Source organism: Pseudoduganella danionis, from assembly GCF_009720775.1.
GTDB classification, from domain to species: domain Bacteria; phylum Pseudomonadota; class Gammaproteobacteria; order Burkholderiales; family Burkholderiaceae_D; genus Rugamonas; species Rugamonas danionis.
Genome location: NZ_WNKW01000001.1, coordinates 703673 through 723507 on the forward strand (window position 1 = coordinate 703673; position 19835 = coordinate 723507).

Here is a 19835-nt window from a genome sequence, read left to right on the forward strand (position 1 = left end):
GCCGGAAAGATAGCATGATTTTTTAGTACGTTTCTACGAATACCACGGCACTTCGTGGCGGAATTACAAAGGAACCCGTGCTGGCGTCAAATCTGGCTTCCGAGGCCACGCGTTTGTCCGCTGCGGCCATGTCGGTGTGGACCGGATGTAGCTGGTAATGGCGGTTTTTTTCTTCGCTGATGGTCAGCTTGTGCACCTGCGTATCGACGTTGATCAGATAGGTGATGGACTTGAACTGCGCCCCGGCATAGCCGGCGCCTTCGAGGTGGCCTACCAATACCGTTGGCACCTGCTGGCTGCCCGTATTGTAGAAGCTCAGGCGCTGGCGGATTTCGGCCGCGCTGCGTAGGCGGAACAGCGTGCTGCTGGAACGGATGCGCAGCAGGTCGCGGAAGGCATCGCGTGCAAAGGCGATATCGTTGGGCGTGGGCTTGATGGCGCTGTTACGCAGCAGTGGCAGGATCAGGTCGTAGTCCTTACCATTGTCTTCCGCGCGCGGTGCGCCGACACCGTAGTAGTTGTCCTGATAGCTCCAGTCCAGCCGGTTGAACCAGTCGCCCGATTCGAAGCTGTTGCGGTCCAGTGATTTCGAGCGCAGGATATCGAAGCCGGCATGGAAGTAGGCCACGCCCTGGCTGAAGGCGTTGATGGCAGCACCGAGCATCTGCACGCGTGCGCGCTCGGCGCTGCTGGTGGAGGTGGGCAGCTTGAAGGCGTTGATATCGTACAGCGTCTGGTTATCGTGGTTCTCCACATAGTTCACCACTTCATCCGGTTCGCTGGCGTAGCCGGCCGGCTGGTTGCCGCCGTAGACGATGTTCTGCAGCGGCTGGATGCTGTCGTCGTAGCGCCGCATGGGGTAGCTGCGGATGGAACCGGCCAGACCCACGCGCACCATATCGGACGTCTGCAGCAGATCGGTCATGCTGCGCTTGCCGGCCTGCGCATTGTTGTCGTACACCAGACCATTGATATAGCCCTGCTGGCTGATCATCTGCAGGCCGCTATCGCCGGCGCCGCCACCGCGCACGGCATCACGCGCACGGTCGCTGAAGGTGCCGATGCCGCTGCCATTGAGCGAGAGCTGGGAAGCCTGCACGAAGCGCGCACCATCGGCCACTTCGCCGAAATTCCAGCCTTCGCCGATCAGGTTGATGTGGCGGCCCGCCGCGCGGTCGGCCTTGAGCTGCAACTGCTCCATGGCGGCGCGCGGCTGATGCCCCATCAGGTCGAAGCGGAAGGAATCGATGTGGTACTGCTGCGCCCACAGCGCAACGGAATCGATCATCAGCTTGCCCATCATGCGGTTTTCTGTCGCCGTGTTGTCGCAGCAGGTGGAACGCTCGACTGCACCGTTGCCGTTCAGGCGGTGGTAGTAGCCGGGCACGATGCGGTCGAGTACCGATTTTTCATTCTGGCCCGCGATGAACGTGTGGTTGTACACCACGTCCATGCCGACGCGCAGGCCGGCCTTGTGCAGTGCCTGCACCATCTGGCGGAATTCGATGATGCGGGTGGCGCCGTTGGCCGGATCGCTGGCGAAGCTGCCTTCCGGCGCGCTGTAGTGATACGGGTCGTAGCCCCAGTTGTAGCAGTCGCTGGCCTGGGTGCGGGCGATGTTGGCCTGTGTCTCCGTATTATCGGGTGCCAGCCCGGCCGGGATCTGAGGCGTGATGCAGCCCTGTTCGGGCACGCTGCCGATATCGAATACGGGCAGCAGATGGATGTCCGTCATGCCGGCCTGCGCCAGTGCAGCCAGATGCTGCATGCCGTTGCTGGTGCTTTCCGTGAAGGCCGCATATTTGCCGCGCCTGGCGGCGCTGACGCTGGCATCGTTGATGGAAAAATCGCGCACATGCAGCTCGTACACCGTCATGTCAGGCTGGAAGTAGACGCGCTTGGGACGGCGCTCGCGCTCCCAGCCGGCCGGCTTGAGACGGGGCGCGTTCAGGTCGGCGATATAGCTGCGGCGCGAATCCGTGGTCAGGCTGACGGAATAGGGATCGGTGACCAGATTGCGCACCAGCCCCGTGGACGGTGCGATCACATCGACCACGTAGCGGTAGTACTGGCCGTCCTGTGCGGTACTGCTCTGTAGCGACCAGACGCCGCTGGCGCTGTCGCGCTGCATGGGCTGAATGCTGCTGGCGGCTGCCGTGCCGCTGGCGTAAGTGCAGACGGCCACCTGCTGGGCCGTGGGCGCCCACAGCTTGAAGCTGACGGCGGCATTGCTGGCGATGCTGACGCCCAGATCGTTCACCTCTGCGGCCGAGGCATACAGGTCGTCCAGTGCGCCGGCGATCTGCAAGCTGGTGGCGTCGCGTACTTTGCCATCAGTGCCTTCCAGTACCAGCATCAACTGGCCCGTCAGCAGTTGCGGCAGGCGCGCGCTATCGGCGGCGGCTAGCTGCAGCTGCGCACCCTTGGCAACAAAGCGGAAGCGCTGCGCGAGTGCAGCGGGGAGTGCAGTCGTCATGGCGCTGAGTGGCAGCACGGCTTCGGCCCCGCGTACGGCCGCACCTTTGCTGGCGCTGAGCGTCGGCGTGCTGGCGTAATACAGTTTGATTACGCCATCGCTGGCGCTGGTGCCGGGCCATAGGATGGTCTGGCGGTCCAGCCAGTAGGCGCGTGCATCGCTGGCCGGGGCGGCCTGCAGCGTGGTGGCGTAGGGGCCGTCGCAGGCGGCCAGCGTGGGGGCGGGGCTGGCGCCCAGGCAGGGTAGCGCCATGGCGCTACCCAGAGTGAGGCCAGCCGCGTAACGCCACGCGGCACGGGGATGAGCTGCCATACTAGTCTCCGAAACGTTAGATTTTTAGTAGTGCAGTTACAAAATCAACTGCATTACAGTGGAATTTGCCGGTTATGGTAATCCAAAATCTGTAGTTTTGATACTTGATGGCCGTTTTTTACTCGAAACCCAGGCGTTTTGCGCCGGACAGCACTTCCACCACCTCCGTGGTGGCTTTGGAGAACGGCGTGCCGTGGCTCAGTGCCTGTTCAGCGCGCAGGTAATCGCCCTTGTTGATCAATTCGCCGACCTGACCGGCGATGCGGTGGAAACGCGCATGCTTGTCGATCAGCGTAACAAAGCTGGGGCGGCCGCCGAGGCGCTGGCCTTCGCCATAAATCCATTTGCCCAGTGCGCAGCAGTCGTCGCGCTCCAGCGTTTTGACGTCGATCTGATCACCCTGTTCGATGGCGTCGCGCAGTTTGACTTTCCACTGGCGGTGCGCATCGATGATGCTGTCCACGTCCACCCCTTCCACCAGCTTGCCGGAACCCTTGCCGGGCAGGCGGAATTCGTCTACCTGTGCGGCCAGATGGATGGCCACATCGCGCTGGGTGCCGGCCGAGGCGGCGGTTTCGTCCACCAACTGGGCGTTGGCCTGGGTGTTGCGGTCCAATTCGGCCACGGCTTCGCCGATCTGGCCTATGCCCAGACTCTGCTCGCGCGCACCATTGGCCACGTCGTCGAGCAGCAGCTTGATCTGCGCCGCGTTGGCGACGATTTCCGTAATGGTCTGGCCCGCCTGGCGTACCACGTCGGTACCGGCCCGCACTTCCTGCGAGCTCTGGGTAATCAGCGCCTTGATTTCGCGTGCGGCTTCCGCGCTGCGGCCCGCCAGCGCACGCACTTCGGTGGCTACCACGGCAAAGCCGCGCCCCTGTTCGCCGGCACGCGCCGCTTCCACCGCTGCATTGAGCGCCAGAATATTGGTCTGGAAGGCGATGCCGTCGATGACGCTGATAATTTCGCTGATCTTTTTCGACGATGCTTCGATGCCTTCCATGGTCAGCACCACGTTGTGCATCACTTCGCCGCCACGGGTCGCTGCGGCAGCGTTTTCGATAGAAATGGCCGAGGCCTGCCGTACCGAGTCGGCCGTCATCTGCACGGTGGAGACGGTCTGCTCCAGCGCTGCCGAGGATTGTTCGAGCGCGGAAGCGGCAGCTTCCGTGCGGCTCGACAGGTTGCGCGTGCCTTCGGCGATATCGATACTGGACGACACCACCAGATCGCTGGCTTGCTGTACTTCTGCCACGGTATCGCGCAAAGCTTTTTGCATATTGGTCAGCTCGCGCAGCATGCCCGACAGTTCATCGCTGCCGGTAGGGCGGATGTCGGAGCGCAGATCGCCCATGGAAATGGCGATCAGCTCGCGCCGCAGCTTCTTGAAGCCGCTCTGCATGGAATTGTAGAAGCCGACGAACAGATAGGCCGACAGCAGGATGGCGATCAGGCACAGCGTCAGGGTGGCATACAGCGCCGTGCGCAAGCCGGACTCGCGTTCGGCCAGCATGGTATCGAGCACACCCAGATTGGCGGCGATATCTTCGAACTGCAGCTTGATGGCGCCGTTGACCTGGGCGCCGTAAGCATTGCGGTCGCCCGCTACTTCGCTCTGGCCATACGGGAAGCTGCTGCGTACCAGCGTGGCCAACGCGTTCAGGGCTGCCTCGCTTTCGCTGCGCTGGGCGCTGGCATATTGCGGCTTGGCGGCGGCGACGATGGCGCGGTCCTGCTTGGCCTGACGCTGTTCGTGTTCGATGATGGCCAGCAGGCGCTGGATCTGGATGCTTTGCTGTGGCGTGATGCTGCCGGCCTTGAGACTGCTGCGGCCCAGCGTACGCAGTTCCGACAGGCGGTCGATCACTTGCGGCGCGTGCAGCAGGGCGGCGCTCATCAGGTGGTAGCTTTCCAGTGCCGGGTCGAGCGACAGATCGGAATTATCGAGTGTGCTTTCGGCCAGCCTCACCAGCGCCAGGTCGAGTGTGCGCAGCTTTTGGGCGGCTTCCTCGCCCGAGCTGAAATTGCCCTGTGCGACGCGATAAGCCTCGCGCACATTGATCATATCGGCCTTGGTGCCCAGCGCATCGGCCGATTCGGCTTCCACGCTGTCGAGTTTCTGGAAAGCGCTATCGAAAGCGCCGCGTGCCGTGGTCAGCTCCGGTGCGGGCTCGCCATCGGCAGCGCTGCGCGCCTGCAGGCGCCAGCTAATCGCTGCTTCGCGTGCCTGCAGCAGCGGCGACATGACGCGCACGCCCAGGCGCTCGCGCCCGACGACACGCAGATCCTGTCGTGCGGCCGAGTTGTAGCTGTAGAACAGCCAGATCAGGGGAATCAGGAAGCTGACGCTAATCAGCAGGAACTTGCCCGGCAGGCGCATCACGCGCATCAGACGGGCGCCGGGACGCCACAGGGGGAGGGAGAGGAATCGGGTGACGACTTTCTTCATTCAGGGCTCGCAAAATAAGTAACTCCCTTATTTTGCGCCCCTGCAGCAACAATGAATAGTAAAACTATTCAATTAATAGTTTCCTTTCGATAATTATCGACCATGGTGTAGCGCATGGCATACAGCGCAAACAGGGCTGCCACCAGCAGTGCGAAGGCGGCGAAGAAGAACATCTGGAACGCAATCGGACTCATGCCGCTGCTGGCTATGTGGGCGCTGACGGCTGGATTCTTTACACCAGAATTGACAATAAGCACCCAAAGGTTCCCTACGGTAACGGCGAGATACCAGAAACTGAGGATGATGCCCTTCATGGTGGCCGGTGCCTGGCTATACGCAAATTCCAGACCAGTGGCGGACACCAGCACTTCGCCCAGCGTCAGCAGAGCATAGGGCAGTAGTTGCCACAGGATCGAGATTTTGTCGCCGCCGTCAAGCTGCAGTTGCAGCAGGCCCACCACTACCCAGGCCAGCGCCGACAGCGCAATGCCCATGCCCATGCGGCGCAGTGGCGTAGGCGTGATGCCGATCGCGCGCATCAGCGGGAACAGCGCGATATTGTTGAACGGGATCAGCAGCATCACCAGGATGGGATTGACCGCCTGCATCTGTGCCGGCAGCAGCGTGAATTCCCAGCCGAACAGCGACAGTAGCGGGCTGTTCATGGTGTTGGCCTGCACGATCCAGGTCGACGCTTTCTGGTCGAATAGCGACCAGAACGGGGTAATCATGGCGAACACGATCAGGATGCGCAGCACGGCGCGCACGCCTTCCACCGCTTCATCCGTGTGCAGGCCGCGCGCACGCTCGAGTTGCAGCGAGACGCCGATGCCGCCGAAAGCCAGCAGCAGCACCAGCGCCGTGCAGGCTGCAATCACGAAACCCCATTGCGGCGTCATGGCCAGCGAAGCGACTGCGCCGAGTGCGCCGGCGCCGGCCACCATCAGGCCGGGGCGACCCTGACCGTCGCGTTTGGCCAGCAGGGCAGTACGGGCCACGCTGCTGAAAGCGTTCGGGTCCGGTTTGGCCGGTGGCACGTGCACGTATTTGCGTTTGCCGAGCCAGAATACAAACGTGGCAATCGCCATCAGCAGGCCGGGGATGCCGAAGGCCACGGCAGGGCCGTAGTCGCGCAGGAACACGGGCATCAGCAGCGAGGCGAAGAAGGAGCCGAAGTTGATGATCCAGTAGAACGCGTCGAACACCAGCTTGGCGCGGTTCTTGTTGGTCTGGTCGAACTGGTCGCCGACGAAGGCCACCACCAGCGGCTTGATGCCGCCCGAGCCGAAGGCGATCAGGCCCAGCCCCAGATAGAAGCCGTTCAGGTTGTCTTCAAAGATGGCCAGACAGGCGTGGCCGGCCACGTAGATCAGGCTGAACCAGAACACCGTGTTGTATTTGCCGAAGTAGCGGTCAGCCAGCCAGCCGCCCAGCAGCGGGAAGAAATACACCCCGATCACAAAGGTGTGGAATACGTGCTTGGCTTCGGCCGGCCGGTCGCCCAGCGGGATGAACAGCAGCAAAGTACTGAGCAGGAAAGGCGTGAGGATGTTGCGCATGCCATAGAAGCTGAAACGCTCGCAACCTTCGTTGGCAATGATGTAGGGAATCTGTCGGGGCATAGGCCCGTTACCGTGATCGCTCACTGTATTTCTCCTGATTTGTGTAGTTTGACTACTATTTTTTTGGATGGAATTTTTTGTAAAAATTCCAAGTTATTGATTTTAAACGGATAAATGCCAAAATCTGCAGGGTGGCTGGCGATTGAAAATTATAGAATCGTGATGTATATTCTCTACAAACATAATCCACCACCGGGCCCACCCCGGATTCTCATATGACCAAGCAACTTACACAAGTCTCCCCGCATGCGTCGGACTGGTATCGCGAAGCAATTATTTACCAGATTTATCCGCGCAGTTTCATGGATACCAATGGCGACGGCGTAGGGGATCTGCCGGGGATTACGGCCAAGCTGGACTATATCGCATCGCTGGGCGTGGACATTGTCTGGATTTCGCCGTTCTTCAAGTCGCCCATGAAGGACTTCGGCTACGACATTTCCGACTACTGCGATGTGGACCCGATGTTCGGCACGCTGGCCGATTTCGATACCATGATCGCCAAGGCGCACAGCCTGGGCCTGAAGATCATGATCGATCAGGTAATGTCGCACACGGCCGAAGAACACCCGTGGTTCAAGGAGAGCCGCTCCAGTCGCGATAATCCTAAAGCCGACTGGTATGTGTGGGCCGATCCTGCACCGGATGGCAACCCGCCCAACAACTGGATGTCGGTGTTCGGTGGTTCGTCGTGGCAGTGGGACACGCGCCGTCGGCAATACTATTTACATAATTTCCTCACCAGCCAGCCGGACCTGAACTTCCATAGCCCGGCCGTGCAGCAGGCCCACCTCGATGCGCTGCGTTTCTGGCTCGAGCGAGGCGTGGATGGCATCCGTCTGGACGCCTGCAACTTCCACTTCCATGACACTGAACTGCGCAGCAATCCGCCGGCCACCAACCGCGATACGGCCACCGTGTCGGACGTCAACCCGTATGGCATGCAGGCGCACATCTACGACAAGAGCCGGCCCGAGAACCTGCCTTTCCTGCAGAAGCTGCGCGCACTGCTGAATGAATATCAGGCAGTGGCTATCGGTGAAGTGGGCGCTGACGATTCGCTGGCCGTGATGGCCGAGTACACGGCCGACGGCGACAAGCTGCACATGGCTTACAGCTTCAATCTGCTGGTGCCGCAATGCTCGGCCCACTACATCCGCCAGCAGGTGGAGAATTTCGAAGCGCGCGTGAAGGGCGGCTGGGCCTCGTGGTCGGTCGGCAATCACGATGTGCAGCGCGTCGCCACCCGCTGGGGCGGCCCCGAGGCGCCGGCCGCTTTCGCCAAGATGATACTGGCCATGCAGCTTTCGCTGAAAGGCACGCCTTGTCTGTATCAGGGCGACGAGCTGGCGTTTGCCGAAGCCGATGTGCCGTTCGAACTGCTGCAGGACCCGTACGGCATTACTTTCTGGCCCGAGTTCAAAGGGCGCGACGGCTGCCGTACGCCGATGGCCTGGAGCGATGCGGCCAACGGTGGCTTCACGAGCGGCAAGCCGTGGCTGCCCGTCTCGCCTGACCATCTGGCCAAGGCAGCGTCGAAACAGCAAGGCGATGCGCAATCGTCACTGGAATTTACCCGCCACTTCATCGCCTGGCGCCGTCAGTTCCCGCAACTGACGCGTGGCGGCATCGAGTTCTTCGATGCGCCGGAACCCGTGCTGGCGCTGCGCCGCGACGCGGCCGGTCAGCGCAGCATCATCGCCGTGTTCAATCTGAGCGGCGCGCCTGTCAGTTGCGCACTGCCGCAAGCCGCCGGTGCCGAACAGTTGGCCGGCTATGGCCTGCCGGGTTCGGTGCACAACGGTCAGGTCGAGCTGCCCGCCTTCGGCGCGTGGTTTGGCTACGCCGCCTGATAGTGTCGTAAACAGGCCGGGGATTTGCCGCTCCGGCTTTTTAACATCAGGTATTTCGGGTATGCTTCCGCCAACTGTTTTAACTGTATAGACAATGAAACAAGCCGAAGTGGATCAAAAACTGAACCGTACCGCCTTTGCTGATGGCCCGCGCCTGCTGGCCGACATCGGCGCGACCCATGCCCGCTTTGCCCTGCAGACGGCGCCCGGCGAATTCCGCGCGGTGCGCGTGCTCAAGTGCGACGATTACACCGACATCGTCGCCATGTTGCGATCCTATCTGGCTGACCATGCCGACCTGACGCTGAATCACGCCGCACTGGCCGTGGCCAACCCGGTCAGTGGCGACTATGTGCGCATGACCAACCGCGCGTGGGAATTCTCCACCGATGAAGTGCGGCGCGCACTGGGCCTGCACACGCTGCTGGTGGTGAACGACTTTACTGCACTGGCGATGTCGCTGCCGGGCCTGAAATCGTCCGACCTGATGCAGGTGGGCGGCGGCAAGCCCGCGTCGAATTCCGTGATCGGCGTGCTCGGTCCCGGTACGGGCCTGGGCGTGTCGGGCGTGATCCCTACCGTCGATGGTTTTGTGACGCTGGGGTCGGAAGGTGGTCACACCAACTTTGCACCGGCCGACGAACGCGAATACGCGATCCTGCAGTACGCGTGGCAGACCTGGTCGCACGTGTCGACCGAACGTCTGATCTCCGGCCCCGGCATGGAAATCATTTACCGCGCGATCGCCAAACGCAATGGCCGTCAGGTGCGCGATCTGACGTCGCAGGAAATCATGGCCGGCGCGCTGACGGACAAAGACCCGCTGTGTATGGAAGTGCTGGAATGCTTCTGCGCCATGCTGGGCGGCGCCAGCGCCAATCTGGCCGTCACGCTGGGGGCGTTCGGTGGCGTGTTCATCGGCGGCGGCATCGTGCCGCGCATGGGCGAGTGGTTTGCTAGCTCGCCGTTCCGTGCGCGCTTCGAGGCCAAGGGCCGTTTCACCAGCTATCTGGCCGAGATTCCGACTTATGTGATTACCACACCGAATCCGGCCTTCTATGGTGTGGCGACGATATTGTCCGAGCACCTGCGCGGCCGCAGCGGCGCCAACACGCTCATGGAGCGGGTGCAGCATCTGCAGCACGAACTGACGCCGGCCGAACAGCGCGTGGCTCAGTTGGTGCTGGAACAGCCGCGCCTCGTACTGAACGAACCGATCGCCGATATCGCCCGTCTGGCCGAAGTCAGCCAGCCGACTGTGATCCGCTTCTGCCGTTCGCTGGGCTTCCTCGGTCTGGCCGATTTCAAACTGAAGTTTGCCAGCAGCCTGACGGGCGCCATCCCTGTGCGCCACAGCCAGGTGCGGGTCAGCGACAGCACGCACGACCTGAGCGCCAAGGTCATCGACAATACCGTGTCGGCGATTCTCAAATTCCGCGACCAGCTCGATGTGCGTTCGCTCGACAAGGCGATAGCGCTGGTGGCCAAGGCCAAGCGCGTCGAGTTCTACGCCATGGGCAATTCGCGCGTGGTGGCGCTGGACGGCCAGCACAAATTCTTCCGCTTCCGTATCCCGACTTCGGCCTATGGCGATTCGCACTTGCTGACGCTGGCGGCCGAGCTGCTCAATCCGGGCGATGTGGTGATTGCCATTTCGAATTCAGGCCGTCTGCCTGAACTGCTGGAAGCCGTCGATGCAGCGCGGGCGGCCGGTGCCGACGTTATCGCCATCACGTCCAGCAATTCGCCGCTGGCCAAGAAGGCCAGCGTCTGTCTGGCGGTCGATCACAGCGAAGACAGCACCACCTTCCTGTCGATGATTTCGCGCATACTGCAACTGCTGCTGATCGATATTCTGTCGGTCGGTATTTCGCTCGATACGCAGAACTCGCGTCTGGTGGTCGAGCACAAGGCCAGCGCTGGCGATGCCGATAGCCGCCGCCTGCTGATCTCCCACCTCGACAGCTAGCCTATAAATTCGGGGTCAGGTCTGTCATTCGGACATAGTCCGCACACTTTTGAGCAAATTCAAGACGTATTCTGTACTCGCGCATCAAGCGTGAGGCGGAATGCGTCTTTGACTTTTGGCGCCCATATTGAGCGTGCTCAATCTAATTCGTCGACTGTCCGAATGACAGATCTGACCCCGAACTTAGACCCCAAAATTTGCTTGCGTTCTTACGAAAAGAGTTTAAGATATATCTTATTAAGTTATATCGTAAGAAGATATTACTTAAGTTGTCATATCTTAAGGAGCTCTACCATGTTTAAATTTTTACATCATCAGCATCGCCATCACGCCAGTCATGGCGAGCATCACGGCATGCGTGGCGGCGGCCGCGGTCGCGGTCCGAAAATGTTCGATGCAGGCGCCATGCGCTACATCGTGCTGCAGTTGATTGCCGAGAAGCCAAGGCACGGCTATGAAATCATCAAGGAACTGGAGCAGCGTTCGGGCGGCGCCTATACGCCCAGCCCCGGCGCCATCTATCCGCTGCTGTCCATGCTGCTCGATATGGGCCATGTCGTCGCTAGTGCCGACGGCAACAAGAAGCTGCACACCATTACGCCGGAAGGCCAGGCGTTTCTGGCCGAGAACCGCCAGTTTGTCGATGCGATCCAGAAGCGCATGGGCGAACCGGCCGATGCGCGCGATGATCTGCGCACCCTCATGCACGAACTTAAGCATGCAGTGATCGCACAAGCGCAGGATTTTCAGTCCAACCCGCAACGGCTCGATGCCATCCGCGCCGTGCTGCGCCGTGCGACGGCAGAAATCCAGGGGCTGGAATGAGCCAGACCACACCCACCTCGGCTGGGGCGCTGGCACCGGCGCGCGAACGCATCGTGCTGTGGCTGCTGGCGCTGACCCAGTTCACCGTCATCATGGATTTCATGGTGATGATGCCGCTGGCGCCCCAGTTGATGCGTGCCTTCGACATCACGCCGGCCGCCGTTTCGGGCGCTGTCTCGGCCTATGCCTGGTGCGCCGGCATCTCCGGCCTGCTAGCCTCCATGTATATCGACCGCTTTGACCGCAAGCGTCTGCTGCTGACCATGTTCGCGCTGTTCACCGTGTCGAATCTGGCCTGCGCGCTGGCGCCCAACTTCCATGTGCTGGTGCTGTCGCGCGCGTTTGCCGGCCTGACGGGCGGCGTGCTGGCCTCCATCATCATGGCCATCATCGGCGATTTGATCCCGGCCGAGCGGCGTGGCGCTGCCACCGGCATCGTGATGACTTCCTTCAGTCTGGCCGCAGTAGCGGGCGTGCCGACCGGCGTGATTTATGGCTGGGCGGCGCCGTTCTATCTGCTGGTCGTATTCTCGCTGCTGATCTGGGCGGCGGCATGGCGCGTGCTGCCTGCGCTCGATGGCCATCTGGCGCGGCGCGTGCCGCTGGCGCAGGTGCTGCCCGAGCTGCTGGCGCTGTACCGCGTGCCCGGCCATCAGAAAGCTTTTCTGCTGTCCGGCGTGAACATGCTGACGGGCATGCTGGTGATTCCTTTCATTTCGCCTGTGCTGGTGAATAACATCGGCGTGCAGCCGGCCGAAATCACCTTCGTGTATCTGGCGGGCGGGGTGGCCACGCTATTCAGTGCGCGCCGCATAGGCCGCTGGTCCGACCGGGCCGGGCCGCAATTCGTCTACCGCGCCGTGGCGCTGTTCTCGCTGCTACCGATTCTGTTCATGACCCATATGCCGCAGCTACCGCTGTGGGGGGTGCTGCTGTTCTTCCCGTTCTTCATGATGGCGCTATCGGGGCGCAATATCCCGCTGCAGGCGCTGATGACGACGGTGCCGCAGCCGGCCCGGCGCGGCGCTTTCCTCAGCACCAATTCGGCGATTCAGTCTGTGGGGAACGGGGTGGGCGCGCTGCTGGGCGGTCTGCTGCTGCAGACGGAAGCGGGCGGGCATATCAGCGGTTATGGCCTGAACGGCTGGCTGGCCGTGGGTCTGACGCTGTTTTCGGTGATCTGGATAGGGCGGGTGGGTGCCGGCGTGGCGCCAGCACCGCTAGCGGCCAAGGCTTAACCGTCGATGCTGGTGCGCTTGGACGGGTGTTTTTCCCGGCGCCAGCGCGCCAGACTGATGACTTCATCGGTGCTGGCATCTTCCACCAGGATCTCGTCGTCGCTCGACGACACGAGGAAGCTTTCCCAGCGCTGGGCGGCATCGCTGCTGTTGTCGACGAAGCTGAACTGATAGTACAGCTTGCCGTTGAGTTTGCGCGGGGTCGGATCGTATTCGATCAGGGCGCCGCGTGATTTGCCGCCCGAGTTCTTTTCTATGATGGCCGACCAGGCCTGCAGTTCGGGCAGGGCCATCAGCGCTGCCGCACTTTGTTCCTTGCTATGCAGGTGGTGCGCCTCGGCCGTGGCCACGGGCGCTGGCGCGCTGCTGGCGCGCGGCACACTGGCCGTGCTGGCTGGCGCACTGGCAGCCGTGCTGCTGCTGGCGCTGGCCGCCGGCAGCGCCGGCGTGGTAACACCGGGGGCGCCGGCCTGGGTCTGGTTTGCGAAATAAAGCCCTCCACCCAGCAGGGTCGCTCCGGCGATGACGCCTGCGAGAAACAGATTTCGGGAGGACTGGGTATGCGATTCCATAGACTTGCGGACCTGGGCAACATTATTGTCGGCCATACTAAACCAAAGCTACCTCAGGGGCAACGATTTCGGCCTATTTTCGGCCCTGCCTATACTATTTTCGTATTACTCGGACGAGATAATTCATTGGAGGCGCAGGGCGCTTTTCCGTACCATGGCGGCAGCATCTGCATAGGAAAACTGCAACGTGGACAAACAAATTCTGGCGGTGGACTGGGGCACCAGCAACCGCCGCGCTTATCTGATCGATCAACAGGGCCACTGTCTGGCCGAGCATGAGGATGGCCTGGGCATGCTGGCCGTGGGCGGGCGCGAGCGTTTCAGCGAGGCGCTGGCGCTACTGTGCCAGCAGATGGGCGTGGCGGAGCATGTGCCGGTGGTGATGTCCGGCATGGTGGGCAGCGCATCCGGCTGGCAGGAAGTCGATTACCTCGATAGCTCCGTGCCGGTGCAGCAGTTGCCGTCCCATCTGGCCGCACTGCAGGACCCGGCATGGACAGGGCGCTGCCACATCGTGCCGGGCTACCGCTACCATAGCGGCGCTGCAGTGGATGTGATGCGCGGCGAAGAAACCCAGTTGCTGGGCGCCGTAGCGCTCGGCCATCGCGACGGCTGGCTGGTGCTGCCCGGCACCCACAGCAAATGGGTGCTGCTGCGCGATGGCTTGATCCAGTCACTTTCGACCTATATGACGGGCGAACTGTTCGCCATGCTGTCGGCCGGCGGTACGCTGTCGGCCATGATGAAAGGCGATGCGGCCGATGCCGAAGGCTATGCGATCGGCCTGCAGCAGGCGGCGCGTGGCGAACCGCTATCCAACACACTGTTCCGTGTACGTGCCGGTGTGGTGGCCAAGGCGGCACCGGCCCAGCAGGCCGCGGCCGTGGTCAGCGGCTTGCTGATAGGCGCCGAGTTTACCGCGGCTGCGCATTCGGTCGCTGGCGGTGGCGGGATTACCGTAATCGGTAGTCCGGCACTGGCGCAGCGCTATGCGCAGGCGGCCAGCCATTTCGATCTGCCTTGCACGGTGCTCGATCCGCATCGCGTGTACCGCGCCGCTGCCCAGCAGTTTTTCCTGTGATTTTTTTGATTGAAGACACCATGCCATTGTCCCATCCTGCTGTACCTCTGGTCGCCATTCTGCGCGGTTTGCCTGCTGCCGATGCCGTCGCGGTAGGCGAAGTGCTGTATCAGGCGGGCTTCCGCGCGCTGGAAGTGCCGCTCAACCGGCCCGGCGCACTGGAAGCGATTGCTGCGCTGTCGCAGCGCTTTCCCGATGCGCTGGTCGGTGGCGGCACCATGCTCACGGTAGCCCATGTGGAGGCCGTGCATGCAGCCGGCGGCCGTCTGCTGGTGTCGCCTAACTGCGTGCCGGCGGTGATCAGCCGTGCGGCCGAACTGGGCATGTATTGCGCGCCGGGCGTGGCCACGCCGACCGAAGCCTTCGCAGCGCTCGATGCGGGCGCCCACGCGCTCAAGATCTTCCCATGCGATATGGTGGGCCATGCCGGGCTGAAGGCGTTCAACAGCGTGCTGCCTGCCGGTACGCCGGTGTGGCCGGTAGGCGGCATCACGCCGGACAATATGGCAGGCTGGAAGCAGGCCGGCGCCACCGGCTTCGGCATCGGCGGCCAGCTCTACACGCCTGGCATCGCGCTGGACCAACTGCGCGGCCGTGCCGAAGCCTATATGCAGCAATGGCGCAGCCTGAGCGCACTTTAAACTGCTATTTGGTTTTATGATGGCGGATTCGAATTCTGGAGAACAGCGTATGAGCAAGCAGGAAGCGCAGTGCATCTGGCCACTGGGCGCGCAACTGGGCGAAGGTCCGCTGTGGATGGCGCAGCAGAACCGCCTGTATTTCGTCGATCTGAAAGGCTGTGCCCTGCATGCGCTCGATCTGGCCGATGGCCAGCGCCATCGCTGGGATATGCCGGACTATATCTGCTGGCTGGTGCCGCGCCGTGATGGCGATGGTTTCATGGCGGGTCTGCGTGATGGCATAGTGCGCCTGTGGCTGGAACCGCAAGTACGCATCGAGTATGTGGCGCGTCCATTTGCCGAAGGCAGCGGTCTACGCATGAACGACGCCAAGGCCGATAGCACGGGCCGTATCTGGGCCGGTTCCATGCACAACACGGATTATGCGCAGGCCGCCGGACGTCTGTTCCGCCTAGAGCCCGACCAGAGCCTGAGCGTGGCCGACCACAACTACCATATCTGCAATGGTCCGGCACTGAGCCGCGATGGTGCCACGCTGTACCACACGGATAGCTACGAAGGCCGCATCTATGCCTACCCGTTGGCGGCTGACGGCACGCTGGGCGAACCGCGCCTGTGGCGCCAGTTCGAAGGCGATGAAGGTGCACCCGATGGCATGACGGTCGACAGCGAAGGCTGTCTGTGGATCGCCCAGTGGGGCGGTGGCCGCGTGTGCCGTTACGCGCCCGATGCCACGCTGCTGGAAACGGTGACGGTGGCGGCACGTAATCCTGCCTCGTGCACGCTGGGCGGGCCGGATCTGCGCACGCTCTACATTACCACCGCGTGCGAAGACAACACGCCGGAACAGTTGCAAGCCTATCCTCTGAGTGGCGCGCTGTTTGCCGCGCGCGTAGCGGTGCCCGGCGTTGCCGCCTACCGCTACGGCTGATGCCACGTAAGTGCCAATGAAACTGGAACAGCGTCTGGCCGGCTGGCTAGCTGCCGCGGGCCTGATGTGGGGCATGGCGGCGCAGGCTGCCAGCTTTGCTAACGGTGCCGATGTGAGCTGGGTCAGCCAGCAGGAGTCCAGCGGCCAAGCCTTCTATAACAGCAGCGGCGTCAAGACCGACCCGTTTGTGCTGCTGAAGAAGCTGCAGGTGAATGCCATCCGCCTGCGCGTGTGGGTGAATCCTGCAGGCGGCTGGAATGATGGGGCGGACGTGCTGTACAAGGCCCAACGCGCTGCTGCGCAAGGGCAGCGCATCATGATCGACTTCCATTACAGCGATGGCTGGGCTGATCCGGGCCAGCAGACCAAGCCTGCAGCGTGGGCATCGCATACGCTGGCGCAGTTGAACCACGATGTGTACCGCCATACGCAGGGCATATTGAGCTACCTGAAAACCAATGGCATCGTGGTCGAATGGGTGCAGGTGGGGAACGAGATCAATAGCGGCATGCTGTGGCCGGAAGGGCATACCAGCAGTTTTGACTATCTGGCCCAGTTGATTAACAGCGGCTATAACGCCAGCAAGGCCGTGTACCCGGACGCCAAGGTGATCGTGCATCTGTCGAATGGCTTTGACAACGCCATGTTCCGCTGGTTCTTTGATGGCGTAAAACAGGCGGGCGCCAAGTGGGATGTGATCGGCATGTCGCACTATCCGCCGGCTGCGGACTGGGCCAGCTATAACGCCAAAATCTCCAGCAATATGCAGGATATGGTGGCGCGCTACGCCAAGCCCGTCATGGTGACGGAAGTGGGCATGGACTGGACCCAGAGCACTGCGGCCCGAGCCATGCTGGCGGATTTGCACAGCAAGACCAAGGCGCTGGGCGACTATGGCCTCGGGGTATTCTACTGGGAGCCGCAAGCCTATCCGGGCTGGCAGGGCTACAGCATGGGCGCGCTCGACGCGGCTGGCAAGTTTACACCGGCTATGGACCCGTTCTAGAATGCCGGACGTCACAGCCGAGTACCCATACCATGCAAAACCACACGCTCAAATATCTGCACCTCGTTCCCGATAGCCCGCTGCCTGAACTGAAAGGCATGGGGCAGTTTCAGGCCATCGTCATTGTCGATGGCGAGGTGGCCGAGATGAGCATGTGGGAACTGGCGCGTGGTCTGGTGGAATCAGGCTGCATGCTGGCGCTGGTATGGGGCAAGGATTGCGAAGCATGGCGCGAAGCGCTGGAAGATGCTGCGCTGGAAGCCGCTGATTATGACGATGTACCGGCCGAACGTGCCGTCGTCGTTACGGCTCACGAGGACGACGAGCTGGAGGAAGTGTTCTGGTATGCGCGCCACCGTGCCGCCCATCCGGCGCTGGCGCTGCGCGAAACCTTGATCGTGCATATCGCCGACGCAGCGCGCCGCGAAGAACTGGAAGCAGCCTACCACGACGCTTGAAGTAAAGTCGGGGTCAGGTCTGTCAAATGGACACAGGTGTCCATTTGACAGACCTGACCCCGAATTAAAAAACAAAAAGGGCAGATCGCGCGATCTGCCCTTTTTTGCTAGCGAGGCTGGCATAGGGACGGCGCTGCCGTCCCTTAGTCATTACATCATGCCGTCCATGCCGCCCATGCCGCCCATACCACCCATGCCGCCCATGCCGCCGGCTGGTTTGTCTTCGGCTACTTCAGCGATCATGCAGTCGGTGGTCAGCATCAGGCCAGCGATCGACGCTGCGTTTTGCAGAGCCGAGCGGGTAACTTTGGCTGGATCCAGCACGCCCATTTCAACCATGTCGCCGTAGGTGCCGTTGGCAGCGTTGTAACCGTAGTTACCTTGGCCAGCCAGAACGGCTGCAACCACGACCGAAGCTTCTTCGCCGGCGTTCTGAACGATCATGCGCAGTGGCTCTTCCATTGCGCGCAGAACGATCTTGATACCTGCGTCCTGGTCTGGGTTGTCGCCTTTGACGTTCAGAGCAGCGCGGGCACGCAGCAGAGCTACGCCGCCGCCTGGCACAATGCCTTCTTCCACAGCTGCGCGGGTTGCGTGCAGTGCGTCTTCAACGCGGGCTTTTTTCTCTTTCATTTCAACTTCGGTCGCAGCACCGACTTTGATCACGGCAACGCCGCCAGCCAGTTTGGCTACGCGCTCTTGCAGTTTTTCACGGTCGTAGTCCGAAGTCGCTTCTTCGATCTGAACGCGGATTTGTTTTACGCGCGCTTCGATCGCAGCAGCTTGGCCAGCGCCGTCGATCACGGTGGTGTTTTCTTTGCCGATTTCGATGCGTTTAGCCTGGCCCAATTCTTCCAGCGTGATTTTTTCCAGGGTCAGACCCACTTCTTCAGCAACGACCTGGCCGCCGGTCAGGATAGCGATGTCTTCCAGCATGGCTTTACGACGGTCGCCGAAGCCTGGAGCTTTCACTGCGCAGGTTTTCAGGATGCCGCGGATGTTGTTCACGACCAGGGTTGCCAGTGCTTCGCCTTCGATGTCTTCAGCGATGATCAGCAGTGGACGGCCCGACTTGGCAACTTGCTCCAGTACTGGCAGCAGATCACGGATGTTGGAGATTTTCTTGTCGCACAGCAGAACGAATGGATTGTCCAGCGCAGCAACTTGCTTCTCTTGGTTGTTGATGAAGTATGGCGACAGGTAGCCGCGGTCGAACTGCATACCTTCAACGATGTCCAGTTCGTCGTTCAGCGATTTGCCGTCTTCTACGGTGATCACGCCTTCTTTGCCGACTTTTTCCATCGCTTCAGCGATACGGTCGCCGATCGAGGTGTCCGAGTTAGCCGAGATCGAGCCAACTTGAGCGATTTCTTTGGTGGTGGTGCATGGACGGGCGATCACGGCGATCTGCTCGACGGTCGCAGCAACTGCTTTGTCGATACCGCGCTTCAGGTCCATCGGGTTCATGCCGGCGGCAACGAACTTCATGCCTTCGCGTACGATGGCTTGTGCCAGCACGGTTGCGGTGGTGGTGCCGTCGCCAGCGTTGTCGCTGGTGCGCGAGGCCACTTCTTTGACCATTTGCGCGCCCATGTTCTGCAGCTTGTCTTTCAGTTCGACTTCTTTAGCAACCGATACGCCGTCCTTGGTGACGGTAGGGGCGCCGAACGAACGCTCCAGCACTACGTTACGGCCTTTAGGGCCCAGGGTGACTTTAACGGCGTTGGCCAGTACGTTCACGCCTTCAACCATCTTGGCGCGCGCTGCGTCGCCGAATACTACATCTTTAGCTGCCATGTTTAATTCTCCGAAATTAGGTAGATATGGGGTCTATCGCTGGTCTTACTTGACCACGATGGCCATGATGTCTTCTTCGCGCATCACCATCAGTTCTTGACCGTCAACTTTGACGGTCTGGCCGGCGTATTTGCCGAACAGAACGCGGTCGCCTACTTTGACATCCAGTGGACGGACTTTGCCGTCTTCCAGAATCTTGCCATTGCCTACAGCCAGGACTTCGCCTTGATCTGGTTTCTCAGCAGCCGCATCAGGGATGATCAGGCCGGACGCAGTTTTGGTTTCCTGGTCGAGGCGTTTGACGATTACGCGATCGTTCAAAGGGCGAAGGTTCATACAAAACTCCTTAATGATTAACAATGGTACAGTTTGTTGCTGCTTCAACAAGGTTGCCGCAGCGGAAATTTAACGAAGCAGACTGTTAGCACTCCTCCGTATCGAGTGCCAATTATAGGGACGACCCTTGACCATTTCAAGGCGCAAAATTTGCGCGGGCGCAAAAAAGCACGATTTCAGGGAGGATTCTTGCTTGGAGGATACGAAATCGGGCTTGAGCGGCGGCTCAAGCCCGATGCTGTCCGGCCGGCAGGGGGACCGGCCGGCGC

15 protein-coding genes are annotated in these 19835 nt (G+C 61.3%); 9 read left to right on the forward strand and 6 right to left on the reverse strand.

All coding sequences use genetic code 11. The annotated features are described in order from the left end of the window. Nucleotides 1–22: 22 nt before the first annotated feature. The 3 genes from pulA to GM655_RS02985 form a co-directional block, all read right to left on the reverse strand. Entirely contained in the window at nucleotides 23–2788 is a 2766-nt protein-coding gene (gene pulA / locus GM655_RS02975; protein WP_155433122.1) for a pullulanase-type alpha-1,6-glucosidase, read from the reverse strand. A gap of 118 nt (nucleotides 2789–2906) precedes the next feature. Further along, the gene (locus GM655_RS02980; RefSeq protein WP_155433123.1) at nucleotides 2907–5237 is read right to left on the reverse strand and encodes a methyl-accepting chemotaxis protein; all 2331 of its coding nucleotides are present in this window, start codon (nucleotides 5235–5237) and stop codon (nucleotides 2907–2909) included. Nucleotides 5238–5305: 68 nt separating this feature from the next. Continuing rightward, a complete protein-coding gene (locus tag GM655_RS02985) occupies nucleotides 5306–6859 on the reverse strand; it encodes a POT-type proton-dependent oligopeptide transporter (RefSeq protein WP_155433124.1) in 1554 nt (517 codons plus the stop codon). A 215-nt stretch (nucleotides 6860–7074) separates the two neighbouring features. On the opposite strand from GM655_RS02985, the gene GM655_RS02990 reads away from it, so the two are divergent. From GM655_RS02990 to GM655_RS03005, 4 genes are all read left to right on the forward strand, one after another. Further along, nucleotides 7075–8712, forward strand: a complete 1638-nt coding sequence (locus tag GM655_RS02990) for an alpha-amylase family glycosyl hydrolase (protein ID WP_155433125.1) — start codon at nucleotides 7075–7077, stop codon at nucleotides 8710–8712. A gap of 94 nt (nucleotides 8713–8806) precedes the next feature. Next, nucleotides 8807–10681 (forward strand): glucokinase, encoded by a 1875-nt coding sequence (locus tag GM655_RS02995; RefSeq protein ID WP_155433126.1) that lies wholly within the window; start codon nucleotides 8807–8809, stop codon nucleotides 10679–10681. A gap of 294 nt (nucleotides 10682–10975) precedes the next feature. Beyond that, nucleotides 10976–11506, forward strand: a complete 531-nt coding sequence (locus tag GM655_RS03000) for a PadR family transcriptional regulator (protein WP_155433127.1) — start codon at nucleotides 10976–10978, stop codon at nucleotides 11504–11506. Further along, nucleotides 11503–12744 carry an MFS transporter gene (locus GM655_RS03005; protein ID WP_155433128.1) on the forward strand — a complete coding sequence of 414 codons (1242 nt, stop codon included), beginning with the start codon at nucleotides 11503–11505 and terminating at the stop codon, nucleotides 12742–12744. The genes GM655_RS03000 and GM655_RS03005 overlap by 4 nt, the downstream gene beginning before the upstream one ends. On the opposite strand, the gene GM655_RS22880 is transcribed toward GM655_RS03005, so the two are convergent. After that, complete coding sequence (locus GM655_RS22880) at nucleotides 12741–13316, reverse strand: hypothetical protein (RefSeq protein ID WP_229632349.1); 576 nt, start codon at nucleotides 13314–13316, stop codon at nucleotides 12741–12743. The genes GM655_RS03005 and GM655_RS22880 overlap by 4 nt on opposite strands. A gap of 187 nt (nucleotides 13317–13503) precedes the next feature. Between GM655_RS22880 and GM655_RS03015 the strand changes: the two genes are divergently transcribed. Genes GM655_RS03015 through GM655_RS03035 form a run of 5 tightly spaced genes read left to right on the forward strand, consistent with a single transcriptional unit; the run spans nucleotide 13504 to nucleotide 17433 of the window. Beyond that, entirely contained in the window at nucleotides 13504–14397 is an 894-nt protein-coding gene (locus GM655_RS03015) for a 2-dehydro-3-deoxygalactonokinase (RefSeq protein WP_371866696.1), read from the forward strand. 20 nt (nucleotides 14398–14417) lie between these two features. Next, nucleotides 14418–15038 carry a 2-dehydro-3-deoxy-6-phosphogalactonate aldolase gene (locus tag GM655_RS03020; RefSeq protein WP_155433129.1) on the forward strand — a complete coding sequence of 207 codons (621 nt, stop codon included), beginning with the start codon at nucleotides 14418–14420 and terminating at the stop codon, nucleotides 15036–15038. Between the two features lie 49 nt (nucleotides 15039–15087). Further along, a complete protein-coding gene (locus GM655_RS03025; protein WP_155433130.1) occupies nucleotides 15088–15969 on the forward strand; it encodes an SMP-30/gluconolactonase/LRE family protein in 882 nt (293 codons plus the stop codon). A gap of 16 nt (nucleotides 15970–15985) precedes the next feature. Continuing rightward, on the forward strand, nucleotides 15986–16975 hold the full coding sequence (locus tag GM655_RS03030) for a glycoside hydrolase family 53 protein (RefSeq protein WP_155433131.1): 990 nt from the start codon (nucleotides 15986–15988) through the stop codon (nucleotides 16973–16975). A 32-nt stretch (nucleotides 16976–17007) separates the two neighbouring features. Further along, nucleotides 17008–17433 (forward strand): DUF7684 family protein, encoded by a 426-nt coding sequence (locus GM655_RS03035; protein ID WP_196308695.1) that lies wholly within the window; start codon nucleotides 17008–17010, stop codon nucleotides 17431–17433. A gap of 150 nt (nucleotides 17434–17583) precedes the next feature. Here the strand turns inward: GM655_RS03035 and groL are convergent, their stop codons facing one another. Beyond that, nucleotides 17584–19230, reverse strand: a complete 1647-nt coding sequence (gene groL, locus GM655_RS03040) for a chaperonin GroEL (RefSeq protein ID WP_155433132.1) — start codon at nucleotides 19228–19230, stop codon at nucleotides 17584–17586. A gap of 45 nt (nucleotides 19231–19275) precedes the next feature. Continuing rightward, on the reverse strand, nucleotides 19276–19566 hold the full coding sequence (gene groES, locus GM655_RS03045; RefSeq protein ID WP_008451606.1) for a co-chaperone GroES: 291 nt from the start codon (nucleotides 19564–19566) through the stop codon (nucleotides 19276–19278). Nucleotides 19567–19835 lie beyond the last annotated feature (269 nt).